14 protein-coding genes and 2 pseudogenes are annotated in these 19,027 nt (G+C 74.9%); 6 read left to right on the top strand and 10 right to left on the bottom strand.

Going from position 1 to position 19,027, the window contains the following annotated elements; all coding sequences use genetic code 11:
• Positions 1 to 2: 2 nt before the first annotated feature.
• Entirely contained in the window at positions 3 to 2,123 is a 2,121-nt protein-coding gene (locus V5O46_RS24590) for a SpoIIE family protein phosphatase (protein WP_332886857.1), read from the bottom strand.
• Positions 2,124 to 2,298: 175 nt separating this feature from the next.
• Positions 2,299 to 4,563: an FUSC family protein gene (locus V5O46_RS24585; RefSeq protein ID WP_332886856.1), complete on the bottom strand. Its 2,265-nt coding sequence runs from the start codon at positions 4,561 to 4,563 to the stop codon at positions 2,299 to 2,301.
• 166 nt (positions 4,564 to 4,729) lie between these two features.
• On the opposite strand from V5O46_RS24585, the pseudogene V5O46_RS24580 reads away from it, so the two are divergent.
• Positions 4,730 to 5,318, top strand: a pseudogene (locus V5O46_RS24580) (DinB family protein); the annotation flags it as partial.
• Positions 5,319 to 5,383: 65 nt separating this feature from the next.
• Here V5O46_RS24580 and V5O46_RS24575 read toward each other — a convergent pair.
• Both V5O46_RS24575 and V5O46_RS24570 read right to left on the bottom strand, forming a co-directional pair.
• On the bottom strand, positions 5,384 to 6,223 hold the full coding sequence (locus V5O46_RS24575) for an alpha/beta fold hydrolase (RefSeq protein ID WP_332886912.1): 840 nt from the start codon (positions 6,221 to 6,223) through the stop codon (positions 5,384 to 5,386).
• A gap of 3 nt (positions 6,224 to 6,226) precedes the next feature.
• Positions 6,227 to 6,643 (bottom strand): annotated as a pseudogene (locus tag V5O46_RS24570) (VOC family protein); the annotation flags it as partial.
• Between the two features lie 71 nt (positions 6,644 to 6,714).
• Between V5O46_RS24570 and V5O46_RS24565 the strand changes: the two are divergent.
• Positions 6,715 to 7,311, top strand: a complete 597-nt coding sequence (locus V5O46_RS24565) for a DUF998 domain-containing protein (RefSeq protein ID WP_332886855.1) — start codon at positions 6,715 to 6,717, stop codon at positions 7,309 to 7,311.
• Between the two features lie 71 nt (positions 7,312 to 7,382).
• Here V5O46_RS24565 and V5O46_RS24560 read toward each other — a convergent pair whose 3' ends face one another.
• Positions 7,383 to 8,489: an amidohydrolase gene (locus tag V5O46_RS24560; RefSeq protein WP_332886854.1), complete on the bottom strand. Its 1,107-nt coding sequence runs from the start codon at positions 8,487 to 8,489 to the stop codon at positions 7,383 to 7,385.
• A gap of 144 nt (positions 8,490 to 8,633) precedes the next feature.
• Here V5O46_RS24560 and V5O46_RS24555 point away from each other — a divergent pair, with 144 nt between their 5' ends.
• A complete protein-coding gene (locus V5O46_RS24555; protein WP_332886853.1) occupies positions 8,634 to 9,662 on the top strand; it encodes a S66 family peptidase in 1,029 nt (342 codons plus the stop codon).
• Positions 9,663 to 9,695: 33 nt separating this feature from the next.
• Here V5O46_RS24555 and V5O46_RS24550 read toward each other — a convergent pair whose 3' ends face one another.
• Positions 9,696 to 10,394, bottom strand: coding sequence for a DUF4328 domain-containing protein (locus V5O46_RS24550; RefSeq protein WP_332886852.1), 699 nt, complete (start codon positions 10,392 to 10,394; stop codon positions 9,696 to 9,698).
• 216 nt (positions 10,395 to 10,610) lie between these two features.
• Between V5O46_RS24550 and V5O46_RS24545 the strand changes: the two genes are divergently transcribed.
• A complete protein-coding gene (locus tag V5O46_RS24545) occupies positions 10,611 to 11,285 on the top strand; it encodes a hypothetical protein (RefSeq protein WP_332886851.1) in 675 nt (224 codons plus the stop codon).
• Positions 11,286 to 11,331: 46 nt separating this feature from the next.
• Positions 11,332 to 12,312, top strand: coding sequence for an LLM class flavin-dependent oxidoreductase (locus V5O46_RS24540; RefSeq protein WP_332886850.1), 981 nt, complete (start codon positions 11,332 to 11,334; stop codon positions 12,310 to 12,312).
• An 18-nt stretch (positions 12,313 to 12,330) separates the two neighbouring features.
• On the opposite strand, the gene V5O46_RS24535 is transcribed toward V5O46_RS24540, so the two are convergent.
• Positions 12,331 to 13,290 carry a serine hydrolase gene (locus tag V5O46_RS24535; RefSeq protein ID WP_332886849.1) on the bottom strand — a complete coding sequence of 320 codons (960 nt, stop codon included), beginning with the start codon at positions 13,288 to 13,290 and terminating at the stop codon, positions 12,331 to 12,333.
• 392 nt (positions 13,291 to 13,682) lie between these two features.
• Positions 13,683 to 14,132, bottom strand: a complete 450-nt coding sequence (locus V5O46_RS24530; RefSeq protein ID WP_332886911.1) for a spore-associated protein — start codon at positions 14,130 to 14,132, stop codon at positions 13,683 to 13,685.
• 474 nt (positions 14,133 to 14,606) lie between these two features.
• Here V5O46_RS24530 and V5O46_RS24525 point away from each other — a divergent pair, with 474 nt between their 5' ends.
• On the top strand, positions 14,607 to 15,203 hold the full coding sequence (locus tag V5O46_RS24525) for a response regulator transcription factor (RefSeq protein ID WP_332886848.1): 597 nt from the start codon (positions 14,607 to 14,609) through the stop codon (positions 15,201 to 15,203).
• A 31-nt stretch (positions 15,204 to 15,234) separates the two neighbouring features.
• Here the strand turns inward: V5O46_RS24525 and V5O46_RS24520 are convergent, their stop codons facing one another.
• Both V5O46_RS24520 and V5O46_RS24515 read right to left on the bottom strand, forming a co-directional pair.
• Positions 15,235 to 17,097 (bottom strand): ABC transporter ATP-binding protein, encoded by a 1,863-nt coding sequence (locus tag V5O46_RS24520; RefSeq protein WP_332886847.1) that lies wholly within the window; start codon positions 17,095 to 17,097, stop codon positions 15,235 to 15,237.
• On the bottom strand, positions 17,094 to 18,938 hold the full coding sequence (locus V5O46_RS24515) for an ABC transporter ATP-binding protein (protein ID WP_408649047.1): 1,845 nt from the start codon (positions 18,936 to 18,938) through the stop codon (positions 17,094 to 17,096). Before V5O46_RS24515 ends, V5O46_RS24520 begins: the two co-directional genes overlap by 4 nt.
• Between the last annotated feature and the right edge of the window lie 89 nt (positions 18,939 to 19,027).

Here is a 19,027-nt window from a genome sequence, read left to right as displayed (position 1 = left end):
ACTCACCGGGTCTCGCCGCCGTCCGCGTGGTGCAGGACCAGCAGGGCGATGTCGTCGGTGCGCTGCCCGGTCGTACCGGTGCGCTTCAGCAGGGTGTCGATGAGCCGGTCCAGATCCGAGGCATCCGCCTCGCCGAGATGGCGGGCCAGGCCCGCTACGGCGTCGTCGAGATCGACCCCGGGCCGTTCGATCAGACCGTCGGTGTAGAGGGCGAGCAGGAACCCCGGGGCCAGCGACACCTCGGTCACCGGGAAATCGGCGCCGGGATCGATGCCGAGGAGCGGCCCCGGCGGCAGGTCCACGGGCCGCGCCCCACGGTCCGGGGTGCGCAGCAGCGGCGGCGGGTGTCCGGCGCTGGCCAGCGTGGCGCGCCGGCGGGCGAGGTCGACCTGGACGTAGAGGCAGCTGGTGAACCGGTCGGCGCCGATGTCCGCGAGGAGCCGGTTGGTCCGGGAGAGGACCTGGTCGGGAGTGGTGCCCACCGTCGCATGGGCGTGGACCCCGGTGCGCACCTGGCCCATCAGGGCGGCGGCGGCCACGTTGTGTCCCTGCACGTCGCCGATGACGGCGGCGACGGCGGTGTCGCCGAGCCGGATCAGATCGTAGAAGTCCCCGCCGATGTCCATGCCCCAGGTGGCGGGACGGTAGCGGGCGGCCACCTGCAGACCGGCGACCTGCGGCAGGGCGCCCGGCAGGAGCGCCTGCTGGAGACCATGGGCCAGCTCGTGCTTGGCGTCGTACAGCCGGGCCCGGTCGAGGGCCTGCGCGATCAGCCCGGCCAGGGACGTCATGACGGCGCGCTCCTCGGCCGGGAACCGGTGGGGGCGGTCGTAGGACAGCACCCAGATGCCGACCGGCCGGCCGGAGGTGATCAGCGGCAGGAAAGCCCAGGCCTGCTTGCCGCTGAGGGCGGGCGCCTCGGGATAGGACCGCCGCATCTCCTCGGGGTCGGCGTAGAACGCAGGGGTGCCGCTGGTGAGGGCCCGCCCGGCCGGAGTGAGACCGGTGTCCAGGGGAAGTCCGTCGAGCCGCTCGATGGTCTGCGGCGCATAGCCGCGGTGCCCGGTGATCCGGAGCCGCCCGGCGTCTGCGGTGGACAGCACCAGGCCCTGCGCGCCGAACGCGGGCATGATCTGGTCGGCGACCAGGTCGATGACGTCCTGGACGCCCACGACCTCGCTCAGCCCGACGGCCAGATGCGTGAGCTGGTACAGCTGACCCGCGCGGGCCGGCACGGCGGTGTGCGGGGACCACGGCCGGGCCGGCTGGGCGGGGTGCGGCGTGCCGGAGGGCACGATGCGGACGCTGATCCCGCTGGCGTCAGGGTAGAGGTGGAAGATCAGCCACTGTCCGGGCGGGCGGCACGCGGTGAAGGACACCGGTTCGCGGCTGAGCACCGCGGCCCGGTAGCGGTCCTCGTAGGCGGGGTCGTCGAGCCAGCGCAGCGAGTGCCAGGGCAGGGTGCCGAGCAGCCGGTCAGCGTCGCTGCCCAGCAGGTCGCAGGCGCCCGAGCTCAGATAGGTGAAGCGTCCCTCCAGATCCAGTGCGCAGCTGCCGCCGGGCAGCCGCTCGACGAAGTCGGCGGCGGCCAGCCGCGGGTCTGCCGACGGGTGGCCCGCACCGGTGGACAGGACCCGGGGCGGTCCCGGCCCGGCCGGTGGTCCGCCCTGCCCGGCGGACTCCTCCAGGGCCCGGGCCAGCCGCCGGCAGCTGGAGGCGATGTTGCGCCGCTCCCGCCCGGTCATGTACGGGGGCCGGCCGGCCGGCCACATCAGCAGCAGGGCGCCCCACCGTCGCACGCCGGTGACCGGAGCGGCGACCAGCGCCAGCGGATAGGGGAGCGCCAGTGCGGTGTGCGGATAGGAACGGGCCAGCTCCTCCTGGTCGCCCACCCACACCATGCGGTCCTCGCGGACGGCATCGGCCACCGGAGCCGGAGACGCGACCGGAACCCGCGACCACGGTGCGGCGAGTCCGGCCGGTGCCCCGCACAGCGCGTCCAGGTACAGCAGCTGCTCGTCCGGAGCGAGCAGGTACAGACCGCCGATGGAGGCACCGGTCCGGCGCACGGTCTCGGTGAACGTGGCGTCCAGCTCGCCGGCGCCGGCGGCTGGACCACCCATCCCGGTCACACGGCACCTCCCCGCATCGCTGCGGAGCGTCCCGGGGCATCGGGCGACCGTCCCTGGCGAGGGACGCGGCATGAGCACACCGCAGACGCATCATCGGTCCCCCTTAGGACGGTACGCCGAGGAGAAGCGGTCGGCACTCCTTGCCTGCCGGCGCCCGCCGACACGGTCACGGCGGGCGGCTCGGGCGTCCCCGGCGGCTCCGGTGGTGCGGGTGGTCCTGGTGGTCCAGGTCGTCCGGGCGGCCTTGGTGATCCGCGCCGTCCGAGGCATCAGAGGCACCAGAAGCATCAGAGGCACCGGGCCGCCGGTCCGGGAGGGCCGGGCGGCCCGCGTCTGCGCCGCCGACGGCCGTCAGGTCCGCGGCCAGGTGCTCCAGCCAGACCTCCACCCGGACCAGGCAGGGCAGCATCGCGACGGGCACCGCCTCCGCGAGGCCGGCGGGAAGGGGCTCGGGGCGGGCCCGTACCCCGCCGGGCGGAAAGTCCGCCGCGCGAGCCGTCGCCGCGGCGATCCGGCGGGCCGCGTGCCGCGCCCACTCCCGGGCCTCCGCCGGCATCTCACCGGGTGGTGCGTGCTCGACGGGCAGCCATTGGGCGCCGAGCAGCACCCGGCTGCCGTAGTTGAGGATCGCCGGCCAGTCCGGGCCGTCCTCGGCCCGCCTCGGTGCGGGCTCGGTGCGGTACTGGGCGTACACGGCCTCGGCGGTGTGCAGCCGGTGCCGAACCGCCCGCGCGGTCTCCTCCACGGTCCGTTGCCGCACCCCGGGATCCCGCGGTGCGCAGCCGGCCGCGGCGGTGAGCGGAACCAGCGGTGCGGCCGAGCGCAGCAGTTCGGCCATCCCGGCGCGGATCTCCGCCCGCGCGCCCGCCGGCCATGCCAGCAGGCCGCACAGCAGCCCGACGGCGCTGCCGGCCAGCACGTCGATCACCCGGACCTCGGCGAGCTGCCAGGTCACCGGGGCGAGCTGGGCGAACGCCGTGGACACGACCAGTGTGAACGTGGCCTGTGCCCAGGCCGGTCCGCCCAGCGGGCCGAGCGTGAACGCCACCACCATCACCGGCACCAGCAGGGCGGCGTAGATCTCCGTGGCGCCACCGGCCTCGATCAGGAGCAGTCCGGCCAGTGTGGCGCCGGCCATCGTGCCCACGGCCGCGGACCGGACCACCGACCAGGTGGCCACCGCCGTGGTGCGGGCCAGCGTCAGCACGGCCAGCAGGACCCAGAAGCCGTGCGTCAGCTCGAACGATCCGGCCACCAGCCGGGCCACGGCGAGCCCGAGCGCGGTCCGCACGGCGTTCTGCAGCACGACGGAGCGCGGCGTCAGGTTCCCGGTCAGCCGGACGGCCCACAGCCGAGCCTGCGACGGCTCGGCGTACCAGAACTGGCCGCGGGGCAGGCCCGGCATCCGACGGGCGTCGCCCCGGGCGAGGGCGGCCGCCGCGGACGCGGTCAGGGCGGCGATGGCGGCGATCAGGACGGCTGTGCGGCCCCGCAGCACCTGGTGCAGCGCCGTGGCGTCCTGCCGCCCGGCCGGCCCGGGAGTCCGGAGGAACTCGTCGGTCATCTCCAGCAGGAGGCCGGTGCCGGACGCGCCGCGCGGGCCGCGCAGGGCGTCCGCGGTGGCCGTGCAGCACGAGCCGATCCCTTGCAGGAGCGTCCGCGACGGCCCGTCGCAACCCGGCGGCACCGGCTGCCCGGCGAGGGTGCCCAGCTGGAGCAGCAGACGCCGGGTCGCCGCGCCGGCCTGTGCGAGGGCCCGGTCGCTCCGTCCCGCCCCGGTGGGTCTGCCGCCCGCCGGCATCCTGGAGAGGCGAAGGCTCCGCCCGGCGGCGCGGAGGTCCCGGAGCGGTGGGAGCGTGCGGTCTCCCGGGCGCGCCAGGGCGGAGGCCGTCCGGGCGGCGAGCCCCAGGGCGTCGGCGATCCGGTCGCGGTACGTCGGCGCGCGAGGCTCCGGCAGGACCAGCCGTTCGCACAGGGCCAGCAGCACGCACCCGATGGCCACTCCGGCCAGGCGCTGCGGGAGGGTGCCGGGCGCATAGGGCGGGAAGCAGGCCAGGATGTAGAACAGCTGCAGGCCCGGGGTGACTCCCGCGATCCTCGGTCCGCACGCCGAGCCGAAGGTGAGGACGAAGCCGATCAGGAGCATCCCGGCGACGGCCGGTGCCGTGCCGACCGCGAGCGCGGTGCCGAGCGCGGTCAGCGCCGCCGCGGCCGGCAGGGCGCACAGGACGGCTTGCGCACGTTCGGCCGCCGATCCGGACAGCGGCGACAGCACGCCCAGGGCGATCGGGGTGAACAACGCGTACAGCGCGGCCGAGGGCAGGTCCAGCACGTAGACCGCCGGGTAGAACCCGGCGGCAGCGGCCAGGGTCACGCGCACGGCGCGCCGTGCAGCCTCCAGGAACGCCGGCAACGACGGCCGCTCGGGCACACGCGCTCCTCTCCCCGGCGCCCGCCCCAGGCCCGTGGCACGGTCCTCGCCGCCACTCGTCTCCATTGTCGGCGGATCACCCGGCCGGGCGACTTTTCGTCGGCCGCCGCGGTGACCGGGAAGGGCGATGGCGAGGGGCCGTCCGTGAGGCAGACCCGGCGCCGTGATCACCGCTTCCGGAGATCCCAGGACCGACCTGCGCTGCTACCTGCAGTCGGCCCGCGACGCCCTGCTGTGGAGGCTCGAGGGCCTCCCGGGGTACTCCGTCCGCCGCCCGGTGACACCGACCGGGACGAACCTCCTCGGCCTGGTGAAACACGCGGCCACGGTGGAGTCCGGCCACCTCCGCGACACTTCGGCCGGCCGTCCGGCGAGCCGCTGCCCTGGGGCGCGGACGGCGCCGAGGCCGAAGCGGACATGTGGGCCACCGCCGACGCGTCATGCGCCTCCGTCGTGGGGCTCCACCGCCCGGCCTGGAAGCACGCGGACGCCACGATCGACGCGCCGGCGCCGGAGACGACCGGCGGAGCGCCGTGGTGGCCGCCGGGAAGGACGAGGTGACGCTGCATCACGCGGTGGTGCGCGTGATCGCCGGCACCCGGCGGCACGCAGGCCACGCCGGCACCCTCCGGGAGCTCATCGACGGTGCTGTGGGGATGGGCGAGGGTGAAACCGGCGTGCCGCCGGTCGACCGGGCGGGGTGGGAGGCTCACCGCCGCCGGCTGGAGGACGCGGCGCGGGAAGCCGACCGCAGCGCGCAGCTGCCCGCCCGCACCGCCCGCACGCCGGCCCCGGCCCGGGTTCCGGATCCGCCCGGACGTCAGGCCGGTCCGCCCCCCGCGACGGCACCTCCCGGCGCGCGCCGCACGGGGAGCATCGTCGGGACGGGGTCACGGGTGAGGAAGTCGAGGATGAGCCGGTTGACCTCACCCGGTTTCTCGAACGGCAGCGTGTGCGAGGTTCCGGGGACGACGGCCAGCTCGGACCGGGGGATCGCGCGATACAGGGCGATCGTGTGCTCGAGGGTGACCAGGTCGTCGTCCCCGGCGAGAACCAGCGTGGGCGCGCTGATGCGAGCCAGGTCCTCGGGGGAGAGGGTCGGCTCGGTGCGGAACATGTCGACCAGCTTGCCCACGACGACCGGCCAGTGAGCGGGCCCGTCGGGCGACACGGACTCGTAGGGTTCACGGAACACCGCCAGGTCAGGGGCGTCGGGGGCGACCGCGTCGAGCATCTGGGGTGCCGCGCTGCTCTGCGGGGCCGGGAGGAAGTTCGCACTCATGGCCACGACCTTGTGGACCAGGTCGGGCCGGGCGATGGCGACGAGCAGTGCCACGATCCCGCCGTCGCTCCATCCGACGAGGTGTGCGGGCCCGTCGACGAGCGTCTCGAGGAGGTCGATCGTGTCCCGGGCCATGTCCTCGTACGTGAGCGGCCCGTCGACGTCGGCCGTGTGCCCGTGCCCGCGGCGCTCCGGCAGGAACAGGCGGAACCGGTCCGCGAGGTCCGCCCGCTGCGCACCCCAGGTCTCGTTGGTGCAGAGACCGCCGTGCAGAAGGACGAGCGGGTCACCGGCACCGTCGGTCTCGTACCACGTCCTGACGCCGGGGAGTTCCACGTAGGCGCCCGTCGGGTCCGGATCCTTCCGGTGCTCCGTCATCCGTGGCTGACCGATGCCCAGCAGGTTCCCCTCGCTGTCCCGGAACCAGGCGCCGCGCTCGCCCTCAGCGCCCTTGCCGGGGTAGTTCCCCTCGATCTCGGCGATCCCGTCCCGCGTACGGAGCCCCGGCACGTCCACGTCCTCGAGGACCACACCGCGCCGCCGGAGCTCCGACACGACCGCCTCGATGTCGTCGACCTCGAACGCCATCTGGGTGAAGGTGCCGGGCGAGCCGCCCGTCGACCGGAACACGGCGAACTCCGCTGCTCCGCACCGGTACAGCAGCCCACCGGGCCGTTCGTCCACGGGCTCGAGACCGAGTTTCCCGGAGTAGAAGCGCCGCGCCCGGTCGAGGTCCAGAGCCGGAAGCCTGGCGGCGATCCGTGCCCCGGTCAGAGGATCCCTGTCGTCTGTGCCCATACAGATCACTGTGCCGCGATCAGCTCGCCGATAAATCCCTTATGTCAGTTTTCGACTCTTATCATTGCTCGATGCTGCTTGTTCCGAGATGGGCCTTGCTCTCGTCGGGGTGCGCGCCTGTCCTGCTGATCGCGGGCTGGGTGGTCGCGGCGCTGCTGGAAGGCCCCGCCTACGACCCCGCCACGGAGACGATCAGCGTGCTCGCGGCATACGGGGCCTCGGGATACTGGGTGATGACCGGGGCGTTCGTGGCGCTGGGCACCTGCCACCTGCTCACCGCCTGGGCCCTGCGGGCAGCCGCCGTCGCCGGGCGGATGGCGCTGGCCGGGGGCGGCGCCTCGGCGGTGGTGGTGGCCATGGTGCCCACGCCCAGCGACGGAGGTTCCCTGCGCCACGGCGCCGTTGCCGCGGTCGGGTTCACCCTCATGGCGGTGTGGCCGGTCCTTGCCGCCAGGGCGGGTACCACCGTGCCCTGGGCTCTGCGGCCCGCACCGTCCCTGGTGGCGACCGCCGTGATGGTCGTGAGCGCCGCATGGTTCGTCTTCGAGATGCACCGGCAGGGTGCCGCCGGCGCCGCCGAGCGTGTCGTGACGGCCCTGCAGTCCCTGTGGCCCCTCATGGTCGTCATCTCCTGCCTGCGCCATGCCGAGGGCCGCGGCGGGCCGTAGGCCTGACGGCTCGTCAGAGGGGGCGGTCGTCCCCGGCCGGTACCGCGCGCGCCGGGCGCCGCCGTCGGCGGTCACGGCGCGGCGGGCAGCCAGGTGTGGGCGGCACGGACCAGCGCGGTGACCCCGGTGGTGAGAGTCGGTTCGACGACGGGGGCGAAGCGCGGGGAGTGGTTGGAGGGCAGGCCCCGGGCGATGTGCTCGACGGCCGCGAAGTCCCCGGCACCGTCGAACACCTGGGGATCGGCTCCCCCGAGGAGCCAGTAGACGCAGGGCGCGCCGGCGGCGTCGGCGAGGACGCCCACGTCCTCGCTGCCCGTGACGGGCCCGGGATCGAGGACGATGCGCTCCACGGCGGCAAGGACCGTCTCGCGGACGGCCGCCTCGTAGGTGCGGACGTTCACGTCCAGCTCGGCACGGTCGGCGATGACGTTGGCCGCGCTGCCCGCATGCAGCGCTCCGACCGTGAGGACCGCCGTGGAGGTGCCGGGTACCTCTCGGGCGACCACGCCCTGCAGCCGCAGCACGGCCGCGGCGGCCATCACCACGGGGTCCACGGTGGTCTCGGGGCGCGAGCCGTGACCCCCGCGCCCGTGCAGGACGATGTGCAGGGTGTCCGAGGCGGCGAAGGCCGGGCCGGGGTGCAGCCCCGGCATCCCGGCCGGGACCGGGGCCACGTGCTGGCCCAGGACGACGTCCGGTCGGCCGAACCGCTCGTACAGACCGTCGTCGACCATCGCCCGGGCACCGCGCCCGGTCTCCTCGGCGGGCTGGAAGACCAGCATCACGGTACCCCGCCAGCCGGACCTGTCCCCGGCCAGCTCCGCGGCGGCGCCCAGCAGACAGGTGACATGGACGTCGTGTCCGCAGGCGTGCATCACCGGAACGGGCGAGCCGTCCGCGCCGGCGCCGTGCGCGGTGCCGGCGTACGGCAGGCCGGTGTCCTCGCGCACCGGAAGGGCGTCCATGTCGGCGCGGAGCAGGGCGGTGGGACCGTCGCCGTTGCGCAGCAGACCGACCACCCCGGTGCCGCCGACACCGGTGGTGGTCTCGTATCCCAGCGCTCGCAGCCGGCCGGCGACGATCGAGGCGGTGCGGGTCTCCTGGAAGGCGAGTTCGGGGTGCGCGTGCAGGTCGCGGTAGAGCGCGGCCAGGTCCGGGGACGTACTCGCTGCCGTCATGGGCAGGTCTCCGTGGTGAACTCGGTCGACGTGGGCGTGCGTTGCCGAAGCCGGTGCGGCCCGTCGACGCGGAGCGGCCCGTCGGCGGGAAGCGCTGCAGAACTCGGTGTCGTGCCGGACCGGCGTCGTGCCAGAATGCCGCGCATGCCAGTTCGATACCCGCGCCCCCTGCGCCGAGGTGACCGTGTCGGCGTCACCTCCCCGTCCAGCGGAGTGGCGAACGAGATGCACGAGCGGCTCCAGGTCGCCGTCCGCGAGGTGGAGGCCCACGGGTACGAGGTCGTCGTCGGCGCCTGCATGGACGGTTCCGGGCATGTCAGTGCCCCGGCCGCGGACCGCGCGCACGAACTGATGTCCATGCTGACCGATCCTGCCATCGCCGCCGTGGTGCCGCCGTGGGGCGGGGAGACGGCGATCGACCTGATCCCCCTGCTCGACTGGGACCGGCTGCGGGAGGCGGAGCCGACCTGGCTCGTCGGCTTCTCCGACCTCTCCACCCTGATGACGCCGCTGACCCTGCTCACCGGGACGGCGACCGTCCACGGCAACAACCTCATGGACACGCCCTACCAGGTGCCCGAGGGGCTGCTGTCGTGGCTCGACGTCGTCACCGCGCCTGCGGGGCACCGGTTCACCCAGACGCCGCCCGGCCGCCACCGGAGCGCAGGATTCGACGACTTCGCCGCCTTCCCCGGCGTACGCGCGTACACGCTGGACTCCCCGGGCACCTGGACCCGGCTCGACGGCACAGCCGGCTTCGAGGCCGAGGGGCGGCTGGTCGGCGGGTGCATCGAGACCCTGTGCAACCTCGCGGGGACGCCGTACCTGGACCTCTCCGGGTTCGCCCGGGACGAGTCCCCGGACGGGCTCCTCGTGTACGTGGAGGCGGGCGGCGACGACGCCTTCACCATCTGCCGCAACCTGCACGGCATGCGGCTCGCCGGGTTCTTCGACCACGCCAACGCGGTTGTCGTCGGCCGGACCGGCGCGCCGGACAGCGGGACGCTCACCCAGCACGAGGCCGTCCTCGACGCGCTGGGCTCCCTGGACGTGCCGATCCTCGCGGACGTGGAGTGCGGTCACGTCCCGCCGTATCTGCCCGTCGTCAACGGAGCGTACGGAAGGGTCGTCCACGCGCCCGGCCGGAGCGAGCTGACGCAGACGCTGGTCTGACCGCGACGCCCGCACCGGCCCGCCCGGACGGGTTCACCGGGGTGCGAGGGCCTTGGTGTGCTGCGCGGCCGTCAGCCTGCGCACGAGGAGGAGGGCGAGCACCGCCGCGACGATGTCGAAGCCGGCGGAGGTCATCACCAGCGCCGCGGCCTCGTGGACGGCCTCGACGTCCTCCGCCCTCGCGTACGTCCTGGAGGCGTACCGGTCGAAGACGACGGCCCAGACCCAGGCACCCCACCAGGCGTTGAGCAGGCCGCGGTGCTGCAGCTCGCCCGCGTACGGGTCGGCCTGGGAGGCGCGCAGTACATCGGCGGCGACACCCCGCGGGATCCAGAGGTTGGCGATCGGGACGAACCAGGAGCCGATCGCCCAGCCCGGGGTCCTGCGCTGGGTGTCGGGTGCGAAGACTCCCGCGTTCCCGCGCACCCGGTGGAACCAGATGATGAAGAGCGTGCCGGTGGCCACCAGGGCGATGCTGTACAGGACGCCGGACCCGAACATCGCGTAGTCGGCCCGGTTCACCTCCGCCTCGCCGAGAACGCCCGCGCCGCCGGAGGCGACCCGGCCCGTCAGCGCCCGCATGTTGAAGGACGCGGCGATGATCAGCAGATCGGCGACGATGACGAGGCCGAGCAGCACGGTGACGGCGTGCGAGAGCCCGACCGGTGAGCGCAGCACCCGGACGGGCGCCGGCCCGGGCGGGACGGGCGCGGACATCGGCGCATGCGTCATGAGGGAAACCCCCGGAGAGAACGGAACCGCGGCGCGCCCTCCCCGGAGCGGCGCAGCGAACGAATGTACGAGAATGAGCGGCCCCGGACCTTACCTCATCCGTCCCCGGCCGCTCCGGCCCGTCGGCCCGTCGGCCGACCCCGCGCTGCGCACTCCCGTGGCACGGCGGGACGGTGCCGTGACAGTGCCGTGATCTACGGCTGACAGCATCTCCGCATGGCAAAGGTGAGATCGTCCAGGCGGCGACGGCTGCTCGTGGCCGCGGGAATCGCGGGGGCCGTCGCGGTCGGGGCGTGGTACTACCACGTGTCGTCGTGGCCGGCGAAGGCGCACTCGGACGAGGTGTCCGCCGCGAGCGCCCTGGCGGCGGTCGACGTGGACCGCCGTCTGGACGAGGTGCTCGGTGCCCTGCCCGGCCGCCCGCAGCTCCTCGGCGACGCGGCACTGGACCGCTGCCTCCGCATCGGGGAGTTCGAGGGCGCTCCCCCCGGGCCGATGCACTGCCAGTGGCAGAAGGCCCGGTATGTCTCGTTCGAGGGTGATCCCGGCGAGGCGGCGCAGAGCTGGCACTCCGCCCTCGAGGGCGGGCAGTGGGCCGGTTCCCGTGCACCCCTGCCGCCCGGCTCCGCGTACAGCGCCGAGCGTTACCGGTACATCGACGACGCGGCCCGGTACTACCTCATCGTCACCATGGTCCGCGACAGCGGTTCTCTTCCGCTCCTCGACAACGAGCTGTACCTCGAGCAGCCCCAGAAACACCGCCGGGAACACCGGGAGTTCGGCTCCTGGGAAGCGGCGGAGCAGGCCCTGGCCGACGGCCGGGGCGTCGCTGAGGTCTCCCTGGTCCGGGCCTACTACGCCGAGGGCGAACTCCCGCGGCCGCCGTACTGACGGCCGTGTGCCGACGGCCTCGACCGGCTGAGGTCATACTGATCACATGATGGCTGTGCCGCTTTCCGTACTGGAAGTCGCGATGGTTCAGGCCGGTACTTCCGCCGCCGACACCCTGCGCGACACGACCGAGTTCGCCCGGAGAGCCGAGGAACTGGGTTACCGCAGACTCTGGTACGCCGAGCACCATCACTCGCCCGCCATCGGTGCGTTCCCTCCCGTCGTGCTGATCGCCCACGCCGCCGCGTCGACCTCGTCGATCCGGCTGGGCTCCGGTGGCGTCCTGGCACCCAACCACGCGCCGATCGTCCTGGCCGAGCAGTTCGGTACGCTCGCCGCGCTGCATCCCGACCGGATCGACCTCGGCATCGGCCGCGGCCCCGGCACGCTGGACGAGCCGACGGCCCGGGCCCTGCGGCGTGGTGCGGGGCCGGCCACTGACGACCAGTACCGCGACGACGTCGCGGCCACCCTGGGCTTCCTCCTCGACGACGACGTGGCCGCGCACGGCCCGCCGCCGGAACCGTGGCTGCTGGCCTCCAGTACGTCCGGCGCCGGCCTGGCCGCGCGGCTCGGCCTGCCGGTCGCCGTCGCCCATCACATCCGGCCCGACAACACCGCTGCCGCGATCGACCACTACCGAGCCCGTTTCACGCCGTCCCCGTGGTGCCCGGGCCCGCGTGTCCTGCTCTGTGTGGAGACCGTCTGTGCCCCGACCGAGCAGGAGGCGGCCTGGCTCGCCGGCCCGATGAACGTCGTCAAGGCCGGGCTGCTCAAGGGACGGGGGGACATACCGTTCCCTCCGCCCGCGCAGGCGGCCGAGCACCCCTTCACGGAGGAGGAGCTGCGCGGCCTGGCCGGCTTCCGGGCCCACCAGGCGTACGGCACCCCCGAGACGGTCGTGCGCCGCCTCACGGAACTCGTCGACACCACGGGCGCACAGGAACTGATGCTCGTCACGCCCGTCCACGCCCTGAAGGACCGCCTGCGCTCGTACGAACTGATCGCCCGTACGAGCACCGTCTGACGCCGTGTGAGGCCACCGTCAGGTCGGTCGTGCGCGGGTGTCCGTGCCGACTGCGTCGATCGCTGCTCGTGCTGCCTGTTCGACCAGTGAGATGCCGTGGGACATGGTGGTGTTGCCGCTGCTGAGGACGGAGATGAGGTAGCGGCGTCCGTGCACGGTGATGTGGCCGATGCTGTTGATGATCCACAGGCCGGTGGTGTCGCGTTGCAGCCAGCCGTTCTTGAGGGCGTACCGGGACTTCGGGGTGCCGGCCGCGGACACGCCCCAGTCCTGGTCGGGGGTGACGGAGCCCATCAGGCGGCGGATGTAGGCGCGGGAGGCCCGGTCGAGGCCTTCGGGCGGACGGGCGGAGGCTGCCGGTTCCGGGGCGAAGACGGCGCGCAGCAGTCTGACCTGATCTGCAGCCGTTGTCCGGGTGAGGCCCCAGCGGACGCCGGGGCCGCCGTGTGTGGCGGCGAGGCCCAGCCGGGCGTTGGCCGCGTCGAGGCCCTCGGCGCGGCCGATGGCCCGCCACAGGACGTTCGCCGCGTCGTTGTCGCTGGTCCTGATCATGGCCTCGGCCATGTCGTGCTCCGCGGCTGTCAGGCCCCGGTTCTGGTCCTGCGCCATGAGCAGCAGTGCCGCGAGGATGTTCACCTTGATGATGCTCGCCGAGTCGAACGTCGTCCCGTGCCCGAATGCGGCGATCTCCTGGTCGGCGCCGTCCAGACCGAGCACCGCGACCGCCAGCCGCGTGTCGCCGCCCGGCAGAACCGGCCTGAGCGCCCGGGCGAGCGCCGCGCCGGGGTTCTCGCGCGGCGCCGCCTGCCCGGGGGCCGGTGCGCTGGTCCGCTCCGTGGGTGCCGACGTCTGGTGGGCCGCGCCGGTGGCGGAGCAGGCGGCCAGCGAGGCCGCGACGGCGGTGGCCGCGCAGACCCTCAGTGTGCGCTTGCGCTGATGTTGCGTCGGCTGTGTCCGGTCGGGCTGTTTGTCGGGCATCGCGGGGCAGGCCTCGGCATTCCTGGGGGAGGAGGCGACAAACAATCAGAAAATATGACAAATAAGCTGCGAATGGTGGCCGACACACGGGCAGCGCTGCCGCGTTCCGCAGGATGTGAGACCAGGGCGGGGCCATGGCGTTCCCGATGAGCCGCGACGTGACGCCTCGGCGGACCGGGCCGTGGATCAGAGCCGTTCGGTGTGCCGCGCGCTCCCGTACCGTCCCCTGCCGCATGGCCGCGGGTTCCGGGCCCGGTCAGCCGGGCGCCCCGGAACCGACCCGCCGTACCCCCAGGTCCGGCCCGATACGCAGGGCTCCGATCGCTGTCCGGTGCCGGCGCGGGGGCCGGCCCGGCGATGGTGACCAGCCGGCGGTCGTTCCCGCCGAGGGGTCAGCGGGTGAAGGTCACCCGGTGCTCCTCGAGGGCTCCGCAGTCGGAGCCGTGGACCTGCACGTGCACATTCCCGATGTGGCCGCCCCGGTCGACGCAGCGGGCCCTGCCGCTGACGTACACCGGTCCCGCGTACGAGGTGTAGCGCCCGTAGTCGTCGGCCCCTTCCTCGGTGCCGGGGACGTAGACCCGTGCGGACATGTCCACCGCGGGGCCGGGGTTGTCGCGGATGGTCGCGACGCAGTTCTCGCCGTTCGCGGAGTTGTACGTCGGGTACACCGTGCCCAGCGAGCCCACGGGCGCCGAGTTCACGGTCCGGTGGCCGCTGCCGCAGACCGCCTGCGGGGTGGTGCCGGGTGCGACGGCCGCGGGGGCCGCCAGGGCGGTCGTGGCCCCCACCGACAGGACCGCTGACGCGGTCGAGGCCAGCACGGTTCGGGTGGAACGCAGATGTCACCCCTGGTGAGTCCTGGTGGTGGTTGCTCCCGTCCGGTGTGACACGCGGTACCCGCCGTGGTTGTGCCGTGCGGTGAACTCGTGCACCGGGGGCCAGGAGCGGCCGGGACGATCGCGTCACATTCCCTTCGTCGGTTTTCGGCCCGCGGAGACCCGGCCGGGCGGGACCCGTGTCGCGGTGCCCCTCGCGCCCGCGGTCCGTCGACCGGGTGCCGCGAGCAGCGCACGGGAGGCGGGCGCCGCGGAGCGTCCTCGAGGCCGGCGGGGGCGCCGGGGGAGGACTTCCGGCCCGACGGGCCGCCGCCCGGGCGTCCGCAGACGCTCCCGCGGACGGCGCGTTGACGTCGCTCCCGCCCGGGCGCGGCCCGGCCCGGGCTTCCCCGGGCGACCCGGGGGGCAGACGGCAGGGGTGTGTGGGGGACGAGGCCGGTGGTCCGCAGCGGACACCGGGGAGCCAGGGGGTCGGACATGGTGCGTGTTCTCGTGGTGCACGACGCTGCGCTGCTGCGGTCGGCACTCGTGCAGCTGCTGCGTTCCGTCGACGGGCTCGAGGTGACGGCGATGCCCTCCCGGGGTGACGACCTGGACGAGAACGACTTACCCGTGGACGTGTGCGTCGTCGACGGGGACTGCCTGGACGGGGTGGAGGACATCGGCGGCGCGCCGTTCCGGAGCCGGTGCGGTGTCCGGCTGGTCGTTCTCGGTGCCCCGGAGCGGCCCGGGGTGCTGCGCAGGGCGTACGACTCCGGGGCCCTGGGGTTCGTCGACCTGGACGCCCCGTCGGGGGTGCTGGTCGCCGCGGTGCACTCGGTGGCCAAGGGCGAGCGGTTCCTCGACCAGAGGCTGGCGGTCGCCCTGCTCAGGGCATCGGAGATGCCGCTGACGGCACGTGAGCTCACGGTCGTGGCCCGGGCCGCGCAGGGTGCCTCCAACGCCGAGATAGCCGTCTCCCTGCACCTGTCCCGGGGGACCGTCCGCAACTACATGGCCAGCGCGGTGCGGAAGGTCGGCGGGCGCAACCGCGTCGACGCCATCCGCATCGTGCAGAGCGCCGGCTGGGTGTGACGGGCGGGCCGGGCACCGGGGGAGGGACGGGTCACCCCGGGGATCTGCTCCAGTGGCCCACCAGGTCCCGGTAGAGAGCCGACCGGGCCAGCAGCTCGCGGTGTGTGCCGCAGGCCGCCCCGGCACCGTCCAGTACCAGGACCCGGTCGGCCCGCACCGCGGACGAGATGCGGTGGGCCACGACGACCAGCGTGCCCGGACGCCGTGCGAGCGCCTCCTCGGCCCGCGCCTCGGCGGCCGCGTCGAGATGGCAGGTCGCCTCGTCGAGCAGGAGCAGGCGAGCCGCGGACAGATGCGCGCGCACCAGGGCCATCAGCTGACGCTCGCCCAGGGACAGGTCTCCGGGCCGGACCGGAGCGTCGAGGCCGCCCAGACGCTCCACGAGACGCTCGGCGCCGAGCCGGCGCACGGCGGTCTCGATCGCGGCCCGCCCGGCCCGCGGACGCAGGTAGGCGAGGTTGTCCCGCACCGTTCCGGTGAAGACGTAGGCCTGATGGGGGGTCAGGACGCGCAGCGCGGCCGGATCGGGGCCGTCCCCGCCCGTCACCGGATGCCCGGCCACCCGCACCACCCCGCTGCTCGGCGCGAGCGTCCCGGCGACGAGGCGGGTGAGGGTCGACTTGCCGATGCCGCTGGGGCCGACGACGGCCAGGTGCTCGCCGTCCTCGACTCGCAGGTCGAGGGCGTCGAGAACCGGCTCCGCCCGGGCCCCGTAGGCCAGCGTCACCGCACGCAGTTCGAGGGCGGGGGTGGCCCGGGGCACCGCGGGCGGCTCGGGACCGAGCCGCTGGGGCGCGTCGGTGGCGCCGACCGGAGCGGGTGGTGCCGGGCCGGTGGCCGCGGTGGCAGGCCCTGCCGGTTCCGGTACCGGTGCCGGGACGGTGCGGGGTGCGGGGGGTTCCGTCGTGGTGAAGCGCTCCAGGACCACGAGCAGTCGGGTTCCCGCGGCGCCGACGGCGGTCATCAGGGTGTGCAGGGCGGGCAGCAGGGCCTGCGCCAGGTAGGTGAACGCACCCAGCAGGGCACCGGTGGTCACCCCGCTGCCGTGCAGCCGGGGTACGGAGACCAGCAGGACCAGGACCGGGAGCTGGCCGGCCGTACCGAGGGCCAGCGTGCGCACCGCGGCCCAGCGGGCCAGGACCCGTGAGGCGGCGGCGGCGTCCGCGACGAGCAGCGCCCCGCGCCGTTCCGCCTCCGCCTGTGTCCCGCAGGCGGTGACGTCGCGCAGCGCCCCGCGGAGCCGCGCCGCATGGTCGCCCAGTGCCTCGTCGGCGGTGAGGGCCCTCCGCTGCGCCGCCGCCATCGGTCGCAGCGTGACCAGGAACAGCGTCAGACCCCCGGCGAGCGGCGGCACGACGACCACCAGCAGCACCGGATCGAGCGAGAACAGCCCCACCAGCGCCCCGGCGGCGGTGAAGACGAACGAGCGCAGCGTCAGCACCAGACCGGCGAAACTGTCCCGCACGATCTCGACCTGGTTGGTCAGACGCGAGACCGCCGCGCGGTCCCCGCCGCCGGGACGGGCCAGGGCCGCGGCCAGCGACTGCGCGACCGCCCGCCGCACGAGACGGTCGCGCAGCGGTTCCGTGAGCCCGGCGAGCTGGGCGAAGACGCCCCTGACCACGGGCGCGCCGAGCACCACGGCGACGGCGGCGACCGCGAGCCAGCCCAGTCCCGTCCCCGTGTCCCCGGCGAGGAACCCCCGGTCGACGGCCTGGGCGACGCCGTAGCCGACCAGAAAGGTCTGCGCCGACTCGGCCACCGACCACGCCGCGAGCCGGGCGAGGACGCCCTTGCGCCCGGCGAGGAAGCGACGGGCGGGCGGCACGAGACGACGCAGCGGCCCGGACCCGGCGACATGCTCCGCCGCACGACCACCGTCCGGTGCAGTCACCGCGGCACCTCCCTGTGCGGCGCGGCGGACCGGTCCGGCCCCGGCCCGCCCTCGGCGGCTTCACCGCCCAGCGGCCCGCGGGCCTGCGCCTCCGGGCCGAACGGGCCGGCACCGCCCTCGCCGGTGGAGGAACCGCTCCGGAACACCTCCCGGTAGGCGGCCTCCTCCCACAGGCGCCGGTGGGTGCCGACCGCCCGGACCCGCCCGCTCTCCAGCCAGATCACCCGGTCCGCCCGCGCCGCGACGGAGGGGCGGTGCGCCACGACCAGTCGCGTGACATCCCCCAGCGAGTGGTTGAGGGCCCGGTTCACGGCGTGCTCCGTGGCGGTGTCGAGGCTGGAGGTCGCGTCGTCCATGACGAGCAGCCGGCCCGCGTGCGCGAACGCCCGGGCCAGGCCCAGCCGCTGGTACTCGCCCCCGGACAGCGGAGCCTCGCGGAGCGGGGTGTCGTACGCGTGCGGCAGCCGCCGTACGAAGGCGTCCGCGCCCGCCGTCCGCAGGGCCGCCCGCACCCGGTGCGACGGCGCCGTGCGTCTGCCGGCGGCGACCGCCTCCGCCACCGTGCCCTCGCCCAGTTCGGGGCGTGCGAAGGCGAAGCCGACCTCCGTGCGCAGGCTGTGGGGGGTCAGCAGGTCCAGGGGGGTTCCGTCCAGCAGGACCTCCCCCCGGTCGGGGTCCGTGAGCCGGCCGGCCACGGCGGCCAGGACGGACTTCCCGGCGCCGCTCCGGCCCACGACGGCGGTGGTCAGACCGCCCGGCACCACCACCTCGTCCACCCGCAGCACCTCGGTCCCCCCGCGCACGACCCGGACGTCCCGCAGCTCGAGGGTGCCCGGACCGCCCGGCGGCAGGGTCCGGGGCCCGTGCACCAGGGCGGGCAGCTGCTCCAGGACCGCCGTGCGCTCCCGCGCCGACCTGCCGCGCACGACCGCGCCGAGCAGGGTCGCCGCGCCGCCGAAACCCGCGGCGAGCTGCGCGTACCGGGACACCGCCAGCAGTCCGCCGACGCTCAGCGCGCCCGCGGCCAGCCGCAGCCCGCCGACGGCCGTCGCGGCCACCGTGAGCAGCGGGACGAGGACCCCGCCGAGGGCCAGCGCCCGCCCGTGCAGCAGCCACATGCGCTCGCCCAGCCGGGACAGGTCGGCCAGCGGACGCAGTACGCGCTCACGTTCGGCAGCCGCGGTCCCCGCCGCGGCGATGGTCTCCGCACCCTCCAGGGCCTCCAGCAGCCGGGCGGCGATCTCCGACTGCACCCCCTGGTAGGCCCGCACCGACGTGCCCGTGTCGCGTGCGAACGTCCGCAGCACCAGCGCCAGCGCCGGCAGCCCCGCCAGCACGCACAGCGCGGCCCACACGTCGACGAAGGCCAGCGCGAGCAGCGCACCGGCCGGAGTGATGAGCGAGGCCGCCAGCGAGGCCCTGGCCGATGGGGCGCTCCCCGCGTCGGCCGCGTTGAGCGTCAGCCGTGCGGCGACGTCACCGCGGGAGAGCGGGCGGGCCAGATCCGGTACGGCGTACAGCATGCCGTGAAGGGCGCGCGAGCGGATCCATGCGGTCCAGCCGGCGGTGCAGCGGCCGGTGCACAGCGCGGCCAGCCCGTCCAGGAGCACCTCGCCGACGAGCAGCGCGACGCTCGCCGCGAGCCAGTGGCCGGCGGCGCCGCCGTGCAGGAGCAGGTCCAGGGTGCGCCCCAGGACCAGGGGCAGGGCGACGGCGACCGCTGCCCCCGCCACCGAGAACAGCAGCACCAGCAGTCCGGGCACGCGGCCCGGCGACCTGTGCCGAGCGCCCGCGGCCGGCACCGGAGGCGGCTGCCGCCGCCCGGCCGGGGTGGTTCCCACCAGCCGCCCCTCCTCGTGGTCGGTGCGCCGCCCCGGGGTGCGGCGACGCGGCGGGGGGGGCGGGGCCCCCCGGGGGGGGGGGGGGGGAC

Origin of the sequence: Streptomyces poriticola, assembly GCF_036689765.1 — a bacterium.
Taxonomy (GTDB): domain Bacteria; phylum Actinomycetota; class Actinomycetes; order Streptomycetales; family Streptomycetaceae; genus Streptomyces; species Streptomyces poriticola.
This window is presented reverse-complemented; position numbering and strand designations above follow the sequence as displayed.